This window comes from Streptomyces typhae (assembly GCF_009755605.1).
In the GTDB taxonomy this organism is placed as follows: domain Bacteria; phylum Actinomycetota; class Actinomycetes; order Streptomycetales; family Streptomycetaceae; genus Streptomyces; species Streptomyces typhae.
Window position 1 is genome coordinate 114,709 of the sequence record NZ_WPNZ01000002.1, and the last position, 17,705, is coordinate 132,413.

Below are 17,705 nucleotides of genomic sequence, written 5' to 3' on the forward strand. Positions count from 1 at the left end.
CATCGCATGTGCCCGGTGTTTTTTACCTTCGAGCTGTCACTGAGCGCTCCCGGGCCGCTACCGTCAGACCGTGTACGCAAACGCCGCACTAGAGGCGCGCATGAGGGAACTCGGCATCGGCCAGGCCGAGTTGGCGAGGCTCGTCAACACCGAGCTGGAGAACCTGACGGGCTCGTTGGGTCGAGTCACAGACTCAGACGTCCGACGTTGGCTGAGGGCCCAAACCAGGTGGCCGCAGGACAGGATCAGGCTTTGCATCGAGCGGGTTCTACAAACAGCCGCACCAGACCTAGGCTTCGTTGTAAGGAGCAAGCAGAAAGCTGGGCAACCGGAGGACGACGTGCACCGTCGTAGGTTTCTTACCGCTGCGGGCGGTACATCGCTGGCCATAGCCGCGCCCTCCAGCAAGCGGCTCGGCCTCAGTGACGTCGATCGGTTCCACACGGAGTACGTTCAGATCCTGGAAGATGACTGGCGCATTGGAGGCCTCCATGGGGTTGAGACTCACGCTACGGAATTAGCTCTTCGAATCCGCTCGTCACTGTCTCTGGGGGCCACATCAAGCGGCATCCGAAAGCGACTTCACCGTCTGGCCTCGAACGTGACTAGCTCGGCCGCGTTCGCTGCAATCGACGCAAAATCGCACAGGCGGGCCCGCACCCATCTTGAGAAAGCCGTTACGTTCGCTGGCCTGTCCGGAGACACCGAGACGCAGTACCACGTATGGAATCACCTAGCTATGACTGCGCGCCAGCGCGAAGACTTCGCAGAAGGAGCTTCCGCAGCAGACGTGATGAAATCTCTGGCGATTGCCCGGCGAGACCCCTTGTACGCCTCGTTGGCGCACATGCGCAATGCCCGATCCTTGGCGAGAATGAACCACGCCAGCACTTGCATCCGCGCTCTCAGCGCCGCCGAGAAGTCCTTTAGCCGAGCCGCGGAAACAGCTCGCCCGGAGTGGATCTCCTTTTACGACCAGAGTGAAGTTTACGGCCTTGGCGCGAGTGTCTGGTTCACCCTCGGCGATTACGATCGCGCGGAAGCTTTTTTCCACAAAACGCTGGGTTCAATCCGTCCCGAGATGATTCGAAACCGCGCTCTCTACACCACCCATCTGGCGCTCTCGCAGGCCCGTCAGGGCGAGTTGGAACTGGCCTGTTCCACGGGACTCAAGGCTTACAAGATGCTACCTAAAGGGTCTGGGTCGAAGCGCACCACTGACATGCTCGGAAAGGTGCGACGTGCGCTTCAGGAATCTGGGTCGAGGGCACCTGAGGTTACTGACTGGATCGAAAGGTCTCATCAATGGATCTGAAGCATTATGGCCCTGAAGACGCAAAGGACATAAGGGCTCTACTCCTCGACATCCACGACGACGCATACGCGGAGGAGCATGATGAGTTCCACTCTCGCGAACGATTCGCGCAATTTGTGGATGCGTGGTCCGCGAAGCAGACTTGGGCATGTGTGATCGGCTTCGACAAGGGGGATCCTGTCGGATACGTGTACGGCGCCGCCTTTAGCCCTGGAGGATGGTGGCGCGGTGTCCAAGACCCTGAGTGGTTGACGCCCGAGACCAGAGTTTTCGCCGTCTCCGAGCTGATGGTGGACCCGCGATGGAGGAAAACCGGAGCCGCAAGAGCACTCCATAACGCGCTTGTCGGTACTCAGAACGCCGACTACGCAACGCTCTTCGTCGACACTGCACACCCCCGCGTGATCGCCCTGTACGAAAGGTGGGGCTATGACAAGCTCAGCGAGTCGAAACCCTTCGTCGATGCTCCACTATATGCCGTCATGGCCAAGCAGCTCTCCGAACCTTCGTGAGGCTCCCGTCAGCCAGGCCTGAAGGCCGTTTCATCCCACCAGTAGTGGCGCCAATACCGGATGGGCCAACCGCCCTCGATGAAGGTCACACGCGCCTCTACAGACTCCCTGCCGTTCTTGTACGTCGGTCGTGAGTGCAGCTCGGCGTCATGCCACTGCCCTCCGATACGCACTTGAACGGGTACGGGGCTGACTGTCATACGGCGCAGCGAGACCGCCGGCTGTCTTTCGATGTCCGCCGACCGCACGCGCCGTTCGTCGCCGTCGGAGGGCTCGGCCTCTGCTGGGCTCGTAGCGCGCGAGGAGAGGCGTCGGCGTCTTGGTCCCACCACACCCACAGTCGACGCCGTCCGTCGCTCAAGGCGGGCCACACGGCCGCGTGCAGGGCCCGGCGGCCATCTCGATACTCGCGCACCTCTGTGGCAACGGCGCGGCGCTCCTGGCCCTCTAGCCGGACGCTGAGAGTCCGGAACTCGTCCCGGTTCAGGACGGTCACGAGGGGCGGTGCGCCGTCCGCGTGCGTCCGCGGAGGCACCTCGACCGCATCTCGCTTCACACTCACGCGTTCGAATCTACCTGGGCAGTGAGCACAGCGAAGCCCCCCTCCTGGAGGAGAGGGCTTCGTCATGTCGAGCTACTAGCGTTTGTCGACTTTTCTGCCATACCGCCTGGTCGTCGAGCTTCAGTCGGGCCGACATGGCGCCCACCGGTACCTCGCCCGTCGCCCACGCCTCAAAGATCGCCTCAGCCAGCAGCCGGAAGGCTGCCCTGGTGGCGTCGGCAGCCGTGCAGCCCGCCCTGAGGGCGATCTCTAGGTCTGCGGCTAGCGCGCCTTTGGTGCGGACCGAAAGCATCGCAGGGACTTTGATCTCTGCTCGGGTCGGCCTAGGACGATCAGTAGCCGGGGTCATCGAACCCTCTCCGCTGGCCCCTGCCGACCGCCACAGGATCGCCACACAGCACCGAGAAGCAGGCAGTGACAGTCACAAAGAGTGAGTAGTCATCACGCGACGCGGCGCCGCGAGGAAGGCCCTGATCAGGCGAAAGACCAGATCAGGGGCCCGTCTCGCGTAGCCGACAGACGAGTCGGGCTGTACGCCGGGTTCTGTTCCGAAGGGTCCTCGCGAGCCCCTCGGCGACGGCCATCCATCTAGGGCCGGCATTGCTGCCGGCCTCGTGCGGTCCACCCGCGGACTCGGGCGGGCAGCCCTCGAACGTCCGCGCAGAGCGCGTTTCACGGCGCTCCTTTTGACCTTGCTCCAGGTGGGGTTTACCTAGCCGCCTGAGTCACCTCAGGCGCTGGTGGTCTCTTACACCACCGTTTCACCCTTACCGGGGGCCGAAGCCCTCGGCGGTCTGTTCTCTGTGGCACTGTCCCGCGGGTCACCCCGGGTGGCCGTTAGCCACCACCTTGCCCTGTGGAGCCCGGACGTTCCTCGGGGAGGTCCACAAGGACCCCCACGCGGCCGCCCGCCCGGCTCGTCTGCCGTGCCGACCATGGTACCCGCCGGGGCGCGGGCGCCGTGCCGGAGGCGGGTGGGCCGGAGGCCGCCGTGGCCAGGAAGGATCCGGCGAGGATCAGGGCGAAGGCGGCGGCGAAGGACGCGGTGATGGTCTCGGAGAGGAACGCGAAGCCCGCCGCCGCCGCGACCGCCGGGTTGATGTACGTGAAGACCACCGCACGCGTCGGCCCGGCCTCGCGGATCAGTTCGAGGAAGAGCACGAACGCCAGCGCCGTGCAGATGACGCCCAGGCCGGCGAGGGCCGCCAGCGTCCGGGTGTCGGGCATCTCCCGCGGCCAGGACACCGCAGCCGCGGGGGCGTAGACCAGCGCCGCCAGGGTCAGGCAGGGCGCGATCAGCTGGAGCGTGGGGACGTCCTTGAGGTGGCGGGCCGCGATCAGCGGGGCGATCGCGTAACCGAGTGCCGTGATCATGACCTCCGTCAGGGACCAGGCGTCGCCGCCCGTCAGATGCGGGACGGTGAGCACCGCCACGCCCGCGAAGCCGAGCGCCAGACCCGTCACCCGCCTGCGGCCGAGGCGTTCCGTGTCGCCGAAGAAGCGGGCGAGCAGCGCCCCGATGATGGGGACCGCGGCGATCAGCAGGCCCGCGGTGGAGCTCGACAGGTGGCGTTCCGCGTCCGTCAGGGTCCACCACGGGCCCAGGATCTCCACACACGCGAAGGCCAGCATCGGGCGCCAGTGCGTGCGCAGGACGCCGGGCAGCCCGCCTTGGCGTATCGCGAAGGGGAGCAGCAGCGCGGCCCCCAGGGCACAGCGCGTGAACACCACCATCGACGGCGTCAGATCGCTGTCCACCGCCACTTTGATCATGAGGTACGGGATGCCCCACAGGACGCCCATGAGCGAGAAGAGAAGCCAGCCTCGTGCAGTCATGGGGGGAGTTTCGGACAGGGCCGGTCGTCGCGTCTTGAACGTTGTTGCGGGCCGGGGCGTGCGGAGGAGCCCTCTCCTCCCCTCTCCTGCTCTTCCCCTTCTCCCTCTCGTCTCTCCTGCTGAGGAGGAGAGACGAGAGGGAGAAGGGGGAGGTTTACGGGGGGCGCGGGAGGAGGAGTTCGGTGTCGTACGATGGCGAAAATCTCCCCTGAGCGTCATAGACATTGGGGCCTGCATGAGCCGACAGAGGTGCCAGTGACCGTAGAGAACCCCCTCGGTCGTCTCGACGACGACGACTACCCGGCCTACACCATGGGCCGTGCCGCCGAGATGCTCGGCACCACCCCGGGCTTCCTGCGCGCCATCGGCGAAGCCCGCCTCATCACCCCGCTGCGGTCCCAGGGCGGACACCGCCGCTACTCGCGCTACCAGCTGAAGATCGCCGCCCGCGCCCGTGAACTCGTCGACCAGGGCACCCCGGTCGAAGCCGCCTGCCGCATCGTCATCCTCGAGGACCAGCTCGAAGAGGCCAAGCGCATCAACGAAGAGCTGCGCCGGCGGTCCGCCGCCGAGACGCACCCCGAGGATCCCGCACCATAGCTGTCGCCGCGGAATGAGAAATAAGGGCAGGGCGCGATGAAAACATCTCGCACGGCGCGCCGGGTGGAATTTTCTCCGCTTCCGTCCCCGCTTCGGCGTGCTACTGTCGTTCTCAGTTGCAGTTGTGGTTCCCAAAACTCCAAGTGCCTCCAACGGCCAATCGGTCGCTGGAAGCACTTTTGTATTTTCGGTCATTTTCCGGATGGGTCAATCATCGCAGCGACGCGGGGTCCGCACAGTGCGGGTCTCGGACACTGCCCTGTTAGAGGAGATTGATATGGCATCCGGCACCGTTAAGTGGTTCAACTCGGAAAAGGGCTTCGGCTTCATCGAGCAGGACGGCGGCGGCGCGGACGTGTTCGCCCACTACTCGAACATCGCCACCCAGGGCTTCCGTGAGCTGCTCGAAGGCCAGAAGGTGACCTTCGACATCGCGCAGGGCCAGAAGGGTCCGACGGCCGAGAACATCGTTCCCGCCTGACCCCCGGCACACCGCACGAGCAGGGCCCGCGCCTCGGGGCGCGGGCCCTCGCTCGTACCTGAGCACTCCCACCAGTACCCGAGCACTCCCACCAGTACCCGGTGGAAGTTCGCGCGACGGATGGTGGATGACGGACAGCGGATGCCGGATGGCGGATCGCTTATCCCCAAACCGGCCGCTCCCCTTTTTGCCGCCGCCGCACCCGGACAGCCAAGCGCATTTGCACGGTGAACGGTCGCCGCAATTTCCGGCCTCACCGCCCGTATGCCGCCGCACGCTTCAGTTTCGGCTCGATCTCGCGGTTCCCCGTACTGCTGCCGCTCATCGGCCGCGGGAATTCCTTGATACGTGCCGCGTCAAGGAAGGTTCCTCATGAACCGCACACACACGAACTCGAACCGTACGACCGCGAACAACCGTTCCCGCCGCAGCGGCTCGCGCCCGGCCGGCCCCGGCCGTCGCCCCGCCCCCGTGCAGGGTGAGTTCGCCCTCCCGAAGACGATCACGCCCGCGCTGCCCGCCGCCGCGGAGTTCGCCGACCTCGACCTGCCCCGGCACCTGCTCGCCGAGCTGACCACGCAGGGCATGCGCGTGCCGACCCCCATCCAGGGCGCCACCCTGCCGAACACCCTCGCCGGCCGTGACGTGCTCGGCCGCGGGCGGACCGGCTCCGGCAAGACGCTGGCCTTCGGCCTCGCGCTGCTCACCCGTACCGCCGGACAGCGCGCCGAGCCCCGGCAGCCCCTCGGGCTCGTCCTGGTCCCCACCAGGGAACTCGCCCAGCAGGTCACCGACGCGCTCACCCCCTACGCCCGGTCCGTCAAGCTGCGCGTGACCACCGTCGTCGGCGGCATGTCGATCGGCCGGCAGGCGAGCGCGCTGCGCGGCGGCGCCGACGTCGTCATCGCCACGCCCGGACGGCTCAAGGATCTCATCGAGCGGGGGGACTGCCGGTTGGACCGGGTCGCCGTCACCGTCCTCGACGAAGCCGACCAGATGGCCGACATGGGCTTCATGCCCCAGGTCACCGCCCTGCTCGACCAGGTACGCCCCGAAGGCCAGCGGATGCTGTTCTCCGCCACCCTGGACCGCAACGTCGACCTCCTGGTCCGGCGCTACCTGCACGATCCGGTGGTCCACTCCGTCGACCCCACGGCGGGCGCCGTCACCACGATGGAACACCACCTGCTGCACGTCCACGGCGCCGACAAGCACGCCACCACGACCGAGATCGCCGCCCGCACCGGCCGTTCGATCATGTTCCTGGACACCAAGCACGCCGTCGACCGGCTCACCGAGCACCTGCTCAACAGCGGCGTCCGGGCCGCCGCCCTGCACGGCGGCAAGTCCCAGCCGCAGCGCACCCGGACCCTGGCCCAGTTCAAGAGCGGGCACGTCACGGTCCTCGTGGCCACCAACGTCGCCGCCCGCGGCATCCACGTCGACCACCTCGACCTCGTCGTCAACGTCGATCCCCCCAACGACCACAAGGACTACCTGCACCGCGGCGGACGCACCGCCCGTGCCGGTGATTCCGGCAGCGTCGTCACCCTCGTCCTGCCCCACCAGCGCCGCGGGATGGACCGCCTGATGGCCGCCGCGGGCATCACCCCGCAGTCCACCCGGGTCCGCTCCGGCGAGGCCGAACTCCACCGCATCACCGGCGCCCAGGCTCCCTCCGGGATTCCCGTCACCGTCACCGCGCCGCCCGTCGAGCGTCCCCGGCGCAGCAGCACCACCAAGCGCGGCCTTCGCAGCCGTACCGCGCAGGGGAAGCGCCAGACCGCCCAGCGGCAGCCGGTCGTCGACGCGGCCGCCTGACACTCTGCCTGTCTGTCTCAGCCTGCTTCAGCTTTTCTCTTCTCTTCGTCTTCTCTTCGTCTTCTCTTCGTCTTCTCACCCTTTCTCCTTCTCTCTGCGAGGTCTCATGCGCTGTGTCATCGCTCGCTTCCCCTTCGACCTGACCAAGTCGGGAGTGCTCGAATCGATGCGGGGCGTCAAGCCCGAGCCCGTCACCGGTGAGTACGTGACCATCAGCCGACGCCAGTTCCCGCTCAAGCAGGTGGGCCAAGTCGTCACCGGCCAGGACCGCCGTGACTTCAGCGCCGCCGAGGTCCAGCGGGCGATGGTCCGCCTCGGCTTCACCTGTCACACCGCGCCCGAGCCGGACCTCAGCCCGCTCCAGCGCGCGTCCGCGGTGCTCGGCGCCCCCGAGGACGCCCCCGAGCCCGGTCAGGGCTGACCGGACCCGGCCCCCAGGGCGGCACCGGCCCGCACACTGCTGCGGTACGCCGCCGGAGTCACCCCCATCACCCGGCGGAACCAACGCGTCAGATGCGCCTGGTCGGCGAAGCCCACCAGGCCCGCGACCGCCGCCGGGCGCAGCCCGCTCTCCAGGAGCCCGCGGGCCCGTGTGACGCGGTACTGCGCCAGCCAGGCGTACGGCGGCATCCCCATCGTCGTACGGAAGGCGCGCAGGAGCTGGTAGCGGGACAGGCCCAGGTCGGTGGCCAGTTCGGTGAGGGTGGGCGGGGCGAGGACGCCGTCGGCCAGGCGGTCGCGGACGGCGAGTGCCACGCAGGAGCCCGCCGTGGCCGGCTCCCGCACACTGGTGCCCGTGGTGGCGTGGCGCCGGGCCAGGGCGGCGAAGAGTTCGGTGAGGCGGGTCTCGGCCGCCAGCGTCGCCGCCGGGTCGGCGGGCCGCGCGGCTCCCGGCTGCCACGGGCCCCCCGCCGCGCTCAGGCGCGTGTGCGCCGCCCGCAGGGCCGCCGCCAGCTCCGGGTCGTCGAGGACGGCCTCGCGGAAGTGCGGCACGGTGCGGGCGCCGTCGGCGAGCAGGTGCGGGGTGGGGTACATCGCCCGGTACGCGTAGCCGTCGCCGGAGGAGCCCGGCCTGCCGGTGTGCGGCTCGCCGGGGGCGAGGACGACGACGGCGCCCCGGCCGACGTCGAGGCGTCCGCCCCGGTAGTCGATGATCTCGGTGCCGGAGACGCAGACACCGACGGTGAACTCCTCGTGCGCGTGCGGGGCGTAGCGGTGACGGTCGAAGCGGGCGGTCAGGAGGTCCAGGGTGCTGCTCGCGCCCAGGGCGGTGCGGGTCCAGGTGGCACGTTCCGCGGTGGGGCCGCGCAGGCCGAGAGCACCCTGAGCCGAGCGTGCAGCGCCCTGGGCTCCGGCTGCAGCGCCCTGAGCTGCGGGTGCAGCGCCCTGGGCTCCGGGTGCAGCGCCCTGAGCCCCCCGTGCGCGGCCGGCCCGCGCGTCCTCGGTTCCGGTCATCGTTCCGCCGTCCCCCGTCATTCGTCCCCCGTCACGCGTCGGCCTCGTAGTCACGCGTCGCGTCAGCCTCGTACGCGTCCTGAGCCTCGTACGCGCCTTGAGCCTCGTACGTGTCCTACGCGTCATCCACGTACTCAGTACGGGAACGCCTCGCATCCCTCATTTCATGCCGTCGCGGCATCGACTGCCCACAGGCTTGACCTTGCCGTAGCGTCAACGTTTCTACTTGAGGGCATGCGCATCGGAGAGATCGCGGCTGCCGTCGGGCTCACGACGCGCGCCATCAGGCACTATCACCACCTCGGGCTGCTGCCCGAGCCCGCGCGGCGGCCCAACGGGTACCGCCAGTACGGGCTGCGCGAGGCCATCGCGCTGGCCCGCGTCAAGCGGCTCACCGAGCTGGGGCTCGGCCTGGAGGAGGTGCGGGACGTCCTCGCGGACGACGCGGGGCGCGAGCTCACCGAGGTGCTCGCCGAGCTGGACGACGACCTCGCGCGGCAGGAGGCCGACATCAGGGCCCGGCGGGAGCGGCTCGCCGAGCTGCTGCAGATGTCGCGCGAGGGGCTGCTGCCCGGTGAGGGGCCGGTGTCGGCGGGCCTCGCGGACCTCTTCGGGCGGCTGCACCCGAACGAGTCCGCGGCCGCCACCAAGGACCTGGAGCACCTGGCCCTCTTCGACGTCACCGCGGACCCGGAGCTGCGCGACCGCCTCTACGGCGCCCTGCGCGGGCTCGCCGACGACGGCGACCTCGCCGCGCGGCTGCGGGATCTGTACGCCCGCCTCGACGACCTGGTGGACGCGGCGCCCGACGACCCGCGGGTGGAGCCGCTCGGCAAGGACCTCGCGGCCGTCATGCCCGAAGATCTCCTCGCGGTCCTCGTACACGGGGGTGAGGACCGCGAGGCTCCCCCCGTCCCTGACACGGGGAAGGAGGTCGCTTCGCCGAAGGACGCCGCCCCTCTGGGCAGCGCCTTCGGCGAAGCGTTCCTCAACGACTTCGCACCCGCCCAGGCGGCGGCGATCCGGCACATGATGCGGCTGCTCACCGGGCGGCCGGGGTGGCACCCGTGAGCCGGGGGCCGCGGGGGCCGCGGGAGTCGCGGGAGTCGCAGGTGCGGCGGGCCTTGCGGGTTCTGCGCCGGTTGTGCGTGCACGAGTTGCGCGGGTTCGTCAGCCTCGGGCTGTGGGTGGCGCGGCGGCGGCACGGCGTCGGGGCGGGGGCGCGCGCGACCGCGTACACCGGGCCGCAGACCGCCATGCTGTTCGGCTTCGCGTTCGTGGCGGTGGTGGAGACCGTCGTCCTCGCGGTCGTCGTGCCGTGGCCCGCCGTGCACGCCGCCCTGTTGTTCGTGGACGTCTACACGATGGTGCAGATCCTCGCGCTGCACGCCGGGTGCGTGACGCGGCCGCACGTGGTGGGCGCGGACGGATCACTGCGGGTGCGGTACGGGCAGTACCTGGACGTCACGGTTCCCGCCGCCGACATCCGGTCCGTCCGCGTGGACCGGCGCTACCCCGAGGGACGCACCGTGCAGGTGCACGACGACGGCTCCCTGGACGTCGCGGTCGGCCACCAGACGACGGTGACCGTCGAACTGGTGCGGCCCGTCGCCTTCGTACGCCCCATGGGGCTGCACGCCCGCGCGGAGGTGGTGCGGCTGCACGCCGACGACCCACGCGCCCTGGTCGCCGCCCTCAGGCGGGAGCGGGGCGACGCCCTCTGGCAGGAGCGGGGCGACGCCCTCAAGCCGGAGCGAAAAGGACCTGCGCCCGTCCGGGATCCGCTTGGGTGAGCCGTACCCGCAGCCGCTCCCCGAGCGGCAGCCCGGCCGCCCCGCCGCCCTCGATCCGGGCGACGACGGCCGGATCGGCCACCTGCACGGTGCCGACGTCCGGTGTCCGCTCCCGTACGTCCACGACGACACCGTCGAAGATCTCCCCCACCCGGTCCTTCAGGAGTGCCGCCTCGACGATGTCCACGCACGCGCGCTCCACGGAGTTGGCGCGCCGGGTGCCCTCGGCCATCTCCCGGGGCAGGCCGGGCAGCGCCGCGAGCACCCACTCCGGGGGCGGTGCGTCCGCGCACGCGGCCAGGCACAGCTCGGCGGCGTAGCGGTCCACGAGCCGGCGCAGCGGTGCCGTGCAGTGCGCGTAGGGCGCGGCCACGGCGGCGTGCGTCGTCAGCTCCGGCACCTCGCCGCCGCTGAACGCCGTGTACCCGGCGCCGCGCAGCAGCGTCGTGCACTCCTGGAGGAACGCGGCCTGGTGCGGCTCGCGCGGGTCGAGGGAGCGGATGAGCCGCGCGTACGGGACGTGGTGCGGCCAGTCGATGCCGAGGGCCTTCGCGGTGTGGCGCAGGCGGCGGACCGCGCCGTCGGGGGCGGTGGGCAGCGTCCGCAGGATCCCGGCGCCGGAGGCGATCATCAGCTCGGCGGCGGCCATGCCGGTCAGGAGGGAGATCTGGGCGTTCCAGCCGTCGGCGGGGAGGGGGGCGCGGAAGGACAGTTCGTAGGTGCCGTGTGTGCTGTGTGTGCTGTGTGTGCTGTGTGTGTCATGTGTGCCGTGCGTGGCGTGCATGGTGTGTGTGTCATGTGTGCCGCGCGTGGTGTGCGTGCCCTGCGGGCCGTGCGTGTCGTAGGTGCTCTGCGGGCCGTGCGCCCCGCCCGGGGAGGGGTGCTCCGTCACCTCCTGCTCGGGCACGTTCAGCGAGATGCCGCCGCGCTCGACCTCCAGTCGCTCGCGCAGCCGCCCCACCTCGGCGAGCAGCGCCACCGGCTCCTCGGCGGTGCCCGCGTCGATGGCGGACTGGACGCTCCCGTAGTCGAGTTTGGCGCGGCTGCGCACCAGGGCCCGGCGCACGTCGGTGCTCAGGGTGCGACCGTCCGCGTCCAGGTCGATCGTCCACAGCGCGGCGGGGCAGGTCTGGCCGGGGAGCAGGCTCGCCGCGCCCTCGCTGAGCACGGTGGGGTGCAGGGGGACCTTCCCGTCGGGGAAGTAGAGGGTGGTGACGCGGCGGTGGGCCTCGGCGTCGAGCGCCCCCGAAGGGGTGACGTACGCGGCCACGTCCGCGATCGCGTACCGCACCCGGAAGCCGCCGCCCGAGCGCCGCGACAGGTGCATCGCCTGGTCGAGGTCGACCGAGGACGGCGGGTCCACGGTGAACAGGGGGATGCCGGTGGCGTCCTCGTCCGGCAGGCGCGGGGCCGCCGCGGCGCGCTCTGCCTCGGCGCGGGCCTCGGCGGTGAAGCCCTGCGGGACGTCGAGGCGGGCCCGCAGGTCGCGCAGCGCGGCCCGTAGCGGTGCTTCGGCTGCGCCGGTGACGTGGAGTTGGCGGCGGGGCATGCACCGAGCGTAGGTCGGGGGCGCGGGGTCGGCACGCCGTGCCCTTCGGCCGACGGGCCCGGCCATGCCCTTCGGCTGCCATGCCCTCGGCTGCCGTGCCCTTCGGCTGCCGTCCGGTCGCTGCCGTCCCCGTCGCTGCCGTCCTGCGCTCGGTGCCGTGTCGCTCGGTGCCGTGTCGGTCGCTGCCCTCCCCGTCACTGCCGTCCCCGTCCGTCCTGCGCTGTGCCGCGCGCTGCCGTCCCGTCCTCCGCTGTGCCGCTCGGCGCTGTGTCCTCGGCTGTCGTGCCGCTCGTCGCTGTGCCCGTTCGTCGCCGTACCCTTTCGCGGGGGCCGCGTCCACGTCCGCGTCCCCTTCCTCTGTTGTTTTCCTCTTCCTCTGTTGTTTTCCTCTGTCGTTTCGAACGAAATCGGAGCAGTGATCGTGCTCGTCCTGTTGCCGCCGTCAGAAGGCAAGGCCCCGTCCGGGAGGGGGGCGCCTCTGAAGCCGGAGTCGCTGTCCCTGCCGGGGCTCGCCGAGGCACGGGCCGCCGTCCTCGACGAACTGGTTGAGCTGTGCGCCGCCGACGAGGACAAGGCGCGCGAGGTCCTCGGGCTCAGCGAGGGGCTGCGAGGCGAGGTCGCGAAGAACGCCGGGCTGCGGACCGCGGGGGCGCGGCCCGCCGGTGAGATCTACACGGGTGTGCTGTACGACGCCCTCGACCTGGCCTCGCTCGACACGGCCGCCCGGCGCCGGGCCGCACGCTCGCTGCTCGTCTTCTCCGGGCTCTGGGGGGCGGTGGGGGTGGCGGACCGGATTCCGTCGTACCGCTGCTCGATGGGCGTGAAACTGCCAGGGCTCGGGGCGCTCGGGGCGTACTGGCGGGGGCCCATGGCGTCCGTGCTGCCCGCTGCCGCCGGGGACGGGCTCGTCCTCGACCTGCGATCCTCCGCGTACGCCGCCGCGTGGCGGCCCAAGGGGGAGGTCGCGGAGCGGACCGCCACCGTGCGGGTGCTGCATGCGCAGGTCGTGGACGGGGTGGAGCGGCGGTCCGTCGTGTCGCACTTCAACAAGGCGACCAAGGGGCGGATCGTGCGGTCCCTCCTCACCTCCGGTGCGGTGCCCTCGGGGCCCGCCGAGCTTGTCTCCGCTCTGCGGGATCTCGGGTACGTGGTCGAGGCGGAGGAGCCCTCCCGGGCGGGGCGGGGTTGGGCTCTCGATGTGGTGGTGCGGGAGATTCACTGAGCGGGGGCCCGGGGGTGGGTGGGTGCCCTCGCGGGGCGCCCCAGGCCCGCCCCTTTCCCGTAACCAGGGGCGCTGCGCCCCCTGGACCCCAGCTCTTGTCGGCGCTCCGCGCCTCGTCCTCAAACGCCGGACGGGCTGAAATCGCGCTGCGCGCTCGTCCTCAATCGCCGGACAGGCTGATAGGTCGCCGCAGCAGGCTGGAAGATCGCCGCAGCAGACTCAAACGGTGCCGCACCGGCGAGAAATTGAGCCCGTCCGGCGATTGAGGACGAGCGCGCAAGCGCGATGAAGGGGCGGGCGGGTGGGGAAGAGAGCCTGTCCGGCGATTGAGGACAAGCGCGGCAGCGCGGGGGAAGGGGCGGACGGGAGGGCGGGAGGGCGGGAGGGGAAGAAAAGCCCTTCCGGCCTCGGGGAGGGGACGGGTCGGCCGCGGGTCGCGGACAGGGCGTTGCAGAGTGCGCAACGGGCTTTGCGCAGCATGCGTGCCCCGGGGCACGATGACCGCATGAACCCCGCTGCCGCCGCCAAGGCCTCCGTGCTGGATCTCGCCCCGGTCGTCCCCGTGGTCGTCATCGACGACCCGGCAGACGCGCTGCCGCTGGCCCGCGCCCTCGTGGCAGGCGGCCTGCCCGCGATCGAGGTGACGCTGCGGACCCCCGTCGCCCTGGACGCGATCCGGGCCATCGCCGACGGCGTGCCGGACGCGGTCGTGGGCGCCGGGACGGTGATCTCGGCGGCGAACGTCGCGGACGCGGTCGACGCGGGGGCCCGTTTCCTCGTCAGTCCGGGCTGGACGCCCACGCTGCTCGACGCGATGAAGGCGTCCGGGGTGCCGTTCCTGCCGGGGGTCTCCACCACCTCGGAGGTCGTGGCGCTCCTTGAGCAGGGTGTCGACGAGATGAAGTTCTTCCCGGCGGAGGCGGCCGGGGGCACCGCCTATCTGAAGTCCCTCGCGGGCCCGCTCCCGCAGGCCCGGTTCTGCCCCACCGGCGGTGTCACCCCCGCCTCCGCGCCCGCCTACCTCGCCCTGCGCAACGTCGGCTGCGTCGGCGGCAGCTGGATGCTTCCGGGCGACGCGGTCGCCGCGAAGGACTGGACGCGGGTGGAGTCCCTGGCCCGCGAGGCCGCGGCACTGCGCTGAGCCAAGCCAAGCCATGCCATGCCATGCCGAGCCGCCGGGGGGCGCGTCAGCGCAGGTGCGCCGTCTCGTTGAGGAGGCGCACGCTCGCGTTGCCGTCCGCGTAGTACGCCACCGCCGACAGCGACGCCGCCGCCAGCTCCATGCGGAACAGCGCCTCGGGGGGCGCGCCGAGGGCGAGCCGGACGAGGGTCTTGATGGGCGTGACGTGCGTGACGAGCAGCACCGTACGGCCCGCGCAGTCGGTCAGGAGCTTGTCGCGGGCCGCCGCCACCCGGGCGCTGACCTCGGCGAAGGACTCGCCGCCGGGCGGTGCCGCGTCCGGTGACGCCAGCCAGGCGTTCAGCTCGTCGGGCTGCCGCTCCCGCACCTCCGCGAACGTGAGCCCCTCCCAGGCGCCGAAGTCCGTCTCCCGCAGCCCCTCTTCGATCCGTACGTCGACACCGAGCCGGGCGGCCACGGTGCGGGCGGTCTCCTGGCAGCGCAGCAGCGGCGAGGACACCACGGCCTGCACGGTGCCGCGCGCGGCCAGGGCGGCCGCCACCCGCACGGCCTGTTCCCTGCCGATGTCGGAGAGGGACGGGTTGCTGCCGCCGCTGCCGGAGAAGCGCTTCTGGGGGGTGAGCGGGGTCTCGCCGTGCCGCAGCAGCACGAAGGTGGCGGGCGCACCGAGGTCGGCGGGCGCGGCCCATCCCACGGGCGGTGCGGCCACCGCGGCCTCAGCCCCGGTACCGGGGCCCGTGCCCGTGCCGACGCCGGTCACCGGATGACCCGCCACCGCCACTGACCGCGCCGCCCTCACATCAGCCGCGTCCGCCGCGTCAACGACACCAGCAACAGCACCAGCAACAGCACCGGCAGCACCCGCCGCGTCGACCGCATCCACCGCATCCACCGAGTCCGCCGAGTCCGCCGACACCGTCTCGCGGGCATCGACACCTGCCCCGTACACGGTCGCCGTGTCCCCCGCCCCGGCCCTGGCCTCCGAGAACTTCCCTCCCGCCCCCGCAAGCGCAGCCCGCGCCCGCGCCGCGCCCGCCGCCGCATCCCCCGGCGGGCCCCCCGGCTCGACCCCGAGAGCACCGAGGGCACCGGAGGCACCTGAGGCGGCGGGAGTCCGGGCGGGGCGGTCGAGGTCGGCCGTGGACGCCGACGGGGACCACTGCTCGCCGCGCTTGCCGGCGTCCATCGCCTCGTTGGCGAGGCGGTCCGCGTGGCTGTTCTGCGCGCGGGGGATCCACTCGTACGTCACCCGGCCGGGCGGGAAGACCCGCGCGGCCGCCGCGGCGAGCGGCTTCATGTCGGGGTGCTTGATCTTCCAGCGGCCCGACATCTGCTCGACGACCAGCTTGGAGTCCATGCGCACGTGCACGCGGGCCGTCGGGTCGAGGCCGTGGGCGGCGCCGAGGCCCGCGACGAGGCCCTTGTACTCGGCGACGTTGTTGGTGGCGACGCCGATGTACTCGGCGGCCTCCGCCAGGGTCTCCCCGGTCGCCGGGTCGATGACGACGGCGCCGTAGCCGGCGGGGCCCGGGTTGCCCCGGGAGCCGCCGTCGGCCTCGACGATGAACTCCCGCACCGCTGCCGCCCCTTACAGGCCGGACTCGGAGGTGCGCACCAGGATGCGGCGGCAGTTCTCGCAGCGCACCACCGTGTCGGGGGACGCGGCCTTGACCTCGTTCACCTCGGTGATGTTCAGCTCCAGGCGGCAGCCCTCACAGCGCCGCTGGTAGAGCTTGGCCGCGCCGACGCCGCCCTGCTGCTGGCGCAGCTTGTCATACAGCTTGAGCAGGTCGGCGGGGATGGACCCGGCGACGACCTCGCGCTCCTTGGTGACGGTCCCGGCCTCGCGGTCGAGGTCGGCGGTGGCGGCGTCACGGCGGCCCGTCGCGTCGTCGATCTTCGACTGGACGGAGCCGACGCGCTCGGTCAGCTCGTTCACGCGCTCCTGCGCGGACTCGCGGCGCTCCATGACCTCCAGGACGACGTCCTCCAGGTCGCCCTGGCGCCGGGCCAGGGAGGCGATCTCCTTCTGGAGGTTCTCCAGGTCCTTCGGGGAGGTGATCGCACCGGAGTCCAGGCGCTTCTGGTCGCGGGCGGCGCGCTGGCGCACCTGGTCCACGTCCTGCTCCGCCTTGGTCTGCTCGCGGGCGCAGTCGCTCTCCTCGGTCTGCGCGGCGACGAGCAGGTCGCGCAGCTGCGTGAGGTCCTTGGTGAGCGACTCGATCTCGGCGTGCTCGGGCAGCGACTTGCGCTTGTGCGCGAGCTGCGCGAGGCGGAGGTCCAGGTCCTGGAGGTCGAGAAGGCGGATCTGGTCGGCGGGCGCGGCGTTCAGTTGGGGGCTCCAAGGGAATCAGTAGGGGCGGAAGGGGCGCTCGCTGCGGAGGTGGCGTCGGCAGCCGGGTGCGCGGAGGACGACGCCGCGTGGGCGGTCCAGGGATCGGTGACCGTCTTCGAGACGTGGACGCGAAGGCCCCATCCGTGCCGGTCGGAGATCTCGTCGAGCTGCGCGGCCGCCAGCTCGCACCAGGGCCACTCGGTGGCCCAGTGCGCGGCGTCGAGCAGCGCGAGCGGTGCCTCGGCGCGGGCCTCCGACGCCGGGTGGTGGCGCAGGTCAGCGGTGAGGAAGGCGTCGACGCCCGCGGCGCGCACGGCGTCGAAGAGGCTGTCGCCGGAGCCGCCGCTGACGGCGACGGTCCGGATCGTCCGCCCGGGGTCGCCCGCGACCCGGATGCCCTGCGCGGTGGCGGGCAGCCGCTCCGCGGCGCGCTCGGCGAACTCGGCGAGGGTCAGCGGGTGTTCGAGCTCGCAGATCCGGCCGAGGCCGCGGCGGCCTGCGGAGTCGGTCGTATCCGGTACGAGGGGGCGTACGACGCGGATGTCGAGGGCGCCCGCGAGGGCGTCGCTGACCCCCGGGTCGGCGGTGTCGGCGTTGGTGTGCGCGACGTGCAGGGCGATGTCGTTCTTGATCAGGTCGTGCACGACCCGGCCCTTGACCGTGGACGCGGCGACCGTCGTCGTCCCGCGCAGATAGAGCGGGTGGTGCGTGACCAGCAGGTCCGCGCCGATCCGCACCGCCTCGTCGACGATCTCCTGGACGGGGTCGACGGCGAACAGGACCCGGGAGACCTCGGCCTCGGGGGCGCCGCACACCGTGCCGACGGCGTCCCACTGCTCGGCCCGGTCCGGGGGCCACAGGGCGTCGAGGGCGGCGATGACTTCAGACAGACGGGGCACGGGGAAAGGCTACCTTCCCGCCGTCCCCCTGGACCCCTGGGTGACGGACAGCGACGGGCCGCTGACGAGCGGCTACGTCCGCGTCGGCGAGAGTCCCAGCCCCTCCGGCGGCTCAGGAGCGGGGTCCGGCGCGGAGCCCCGGGGCCGGGAAGCGGAGCCCCGGGGCCGGGAAGCGGAGCCCCGG

The 17,705-nt window shown here is 71.3% G+C and carries 15 protein-coding genes, 1 other RNA gene and 1 pseudogene; 10 read left to right on the forward strand and 7 right to left on the reverse strand.

The window, feature by feature from the left end; all coding sequences use genetic code 11:
* Positions 1–100: 100 nt before the first annotated feature.
* The gene (locus tag GPA10_RS44270; protein WP_484600342.1) at positions 101–1,315 is read left to right on the forward strand and encodes an NsdA family TPR-like regulatory protein; all 1,215 of its coding nucleotides are present in this window, start codon (positions 101–103) and stop codon (positions 1,313–1,315) included.
* On the forward strand, positions 1,306–1,827 hold the full coding sequence (locus GPA10_RS04495) for a GNAT family N-acetyltransferase (RefSeq protein ID WP_157164336.1): 522 nt from the start codon (positions 1,306–1,308) through the stop codon (positions 1,825–1,827). The genes GPA10_RS44270 and GPA10_RS04495 overlap by 10 nt, the downstream gene beginning before the upstream one ends.
* 1,078 nt (positions 1,828–2,905) lie before the next feature.
* Here GPA10_RS04495 and rnpB read toward each other — a convergent pair.
* Both rnpB and GPA10_RS43945 read right to left on the reverse strand, forming a co-directional pair.
* Positions 2,906–3,309, reverse strand: an RNA gene (gene rnpB, locus GPA10_RS04500) — RNase P RNA component class A.
* Positions 3,310–3,442: 133 nt separating this feature from the next.
* Positions 3,443–4,462 (reverse strand): annotated as a pseudogene (locus GPA10_RS43945) (DMT family transporter); the annotation flags it as partial.
* A gap of 75 nt (positions 4,463–4,537) precedes the next feature.
* Between GPA10_RS43945 and GPA10_RS04510 the strand changes: the two are divergent.
* The 4 genes from GPA10_RS04510 (at position 4,538) to GPA10_RS04525 (ending at position 7,548) form a co-directional block, all read left to right on the forward strand.
* On the forward strand, positions 4,538–4,825 hold the full coding sequence (locus GPA10_RS04510; RefSeq protein ID WP_246258810.1) for a MerR family transcriptional regulator: 288 nt from the start codon (positions 4,538–4,540) through the stop codon (positions 4,823–4,825).
* 277 nt (positions 4,826–5,102) lie between these two features.
* On the forward strand, positions 5,103–5,306 hold the full coding sequence (locus GPA10_RS04515) for a cold-shock protein (protein WP_157164338.1): 204 nt from the start codon (positions 5,103–5,105) through the stop codon (positions 5,304–5,306).
* Positions 5,307–5,678: 372 nt separating this feature from the next.
* Positions 5,679–7,127, forward strand: a complete 1,449-nt coding sequence (locus GPA10_RS04520) for a DEAD/DEAH box helicase (RefSeq protein WP_157164339.1) — start codon at positions 5,679–5,681, stop codon at positions 7,125–7,127.
* Positions 7,128–7,233: 106 nt separating this feature from the next.
* Positions 7,234–7,548: an SCO5918 family protein gene (locus GPA10_RS04525; RefSeq protein WP_058845793.1), complete on the forward strand. Its 315-nt coding sequence runs from the start codon at positions 7,234–7,236 to the stop codon at positions 7,546–7,548.
* Here the strand turns inward: GPA10_RS04525 and GPA10_RS04530 are convergent.
* Positions 7,539–8,582 carry an AraC family transcriptional regulator gene (locus GPA10_RS04530; RefSeq protein WP_157164340.1) on the reverse strand — a complete coding sequence of 348 codons (1,044 nt, stop codon included), beginning with the start codon at positions 8,580–8,582 and terminating at the stop codon, positions 7,539–7,541. The two genes, GPA10_RS04525 and GPA10_RS04530, sit on opposite strands and share 10 nt — an antisense overlap.
* A gap of 234 nt (positions 8,583–8,816) precedes the next feature.
* Here GPA10_RS04530 and GPA10_RS04535 point away from each other — a divergent pair, with 234 nt between their 5' ends.
* Positions 8,817–9,653 (forward strand): MerR family transcriptional regulator, encoded by an 837-nt coding sequence (locus tag GPA10_RS04535; protein WP_157164341.1) that lies wholly within the window; start codon positions 8,817–8,819, stop codon positions 9,651–9,653.
* 53 nt (positions 9,654–9,706) lie between these two features.
* Positions 9,707–10,375, forward strand: a complete 669-nt coding sequence (locus tag GPA10_RS04540; protein ID WP_157164342.1) for a hypothetical protein — start codon at positions 9,707–9,709, stop codon at positions 10,373–10,375.
* Here the strand turns inward: GPA10_RS04540 and GPA10_RS04545 are convergent.
* The gene (locus tag GPA10_RS04545) at positions 10,326–11,924 is read right to left on the reverse strand and encodes an RNB domain-containing ribonuclease (RefSeq protein WP_157164343.1); all 1,599 of its coding nucleotides are present in this window, start codon (positions 11,922–11,924) and stop codon (positions 10,326–10,328) included. The genes GPA10_RS04540 and GPA10_RS04545 overlap by 50 nt on opposite strands.
* A gap of 421 nt (positions 11,925–12,345) precedes the next feature.
* On the opposite strand from GPA10_RS04545, the gene yaaA reads away from it, so the two are divergent.
* Positions 12,346–13,146, forward strand: a complete 801-nt coding sequence (gene yaaA / locus GPA10_RS04550; protein WP_343040319.1) for a peroxide stress protein YaaA — start codon at positions 12,346–12,348, stop codon at positions 13,144–13,146.
* Between the two features lie 505 nt (positions 13,147–13,651).
* Positions 13,652–14,287, forward strand: a complete 636-nt coding sequence (gene eda, locus GPA10_RS04555; RefSeq protein WP_157164345.1) for a bifunctional 4-hydroxy-2-oxoglutarate aldolase/2-dehydro-3-deoxy-phosphogluconate aldolase — start codon at positions 13,652–13,654, stop codon at positions 14,285–14,287.
* Positions 14,288–14,333: 46 nt separating this feature from the next.
* Here eda and GPA10_RS04560 read toward each other — a convergent pair whose 3' ends face one another.
* The 3 genes from GPA10_RS04560 to GPA10_RS04570 are packed head-to-tail and all read right to left on the reverse strand — an operon-like array spanning position 14,334 to position 17,521.
* Positions 14,334–15,863, reverse strand: coding sequence for a bifunctional RNase H/acid phosphatase (locus GPA10_RS04560; RefSeq protein WP_343040320.1), 1,530 nt, complete (start codon positions 15,861–15,863; stop codon positions 14,334–14,336).
* A 12-nt stretch (positions 15,864–15,875) separates the two neighbouring features.
* Entirely contained in the window at positions 15,876–16,619 is a 744-nt protein-coding gene (locus tag GPA10_RS43590; protein WP_157164605.1) for a CT398-like coiled coil hairpin domain-containing protein, read from the reverse strand.
* Positions 16,616–17,521, reverse strand: a complete 906-nt coding sequence (locus GPA10_RS04570; RefSeq protein ID WP_343040322.1) for a Nif3-like dinuclear metal center hexameric protein — start codon at positions 17,519–17,521, stop codon at positions 16,616–16,618. Before GPA10_RS04570 ends, GPA10_RS43590 begins: the two co-directional genes overlap by 4 nt.
* Positions 17,522–17,705 lie beyond the last annotated feature (184 nt).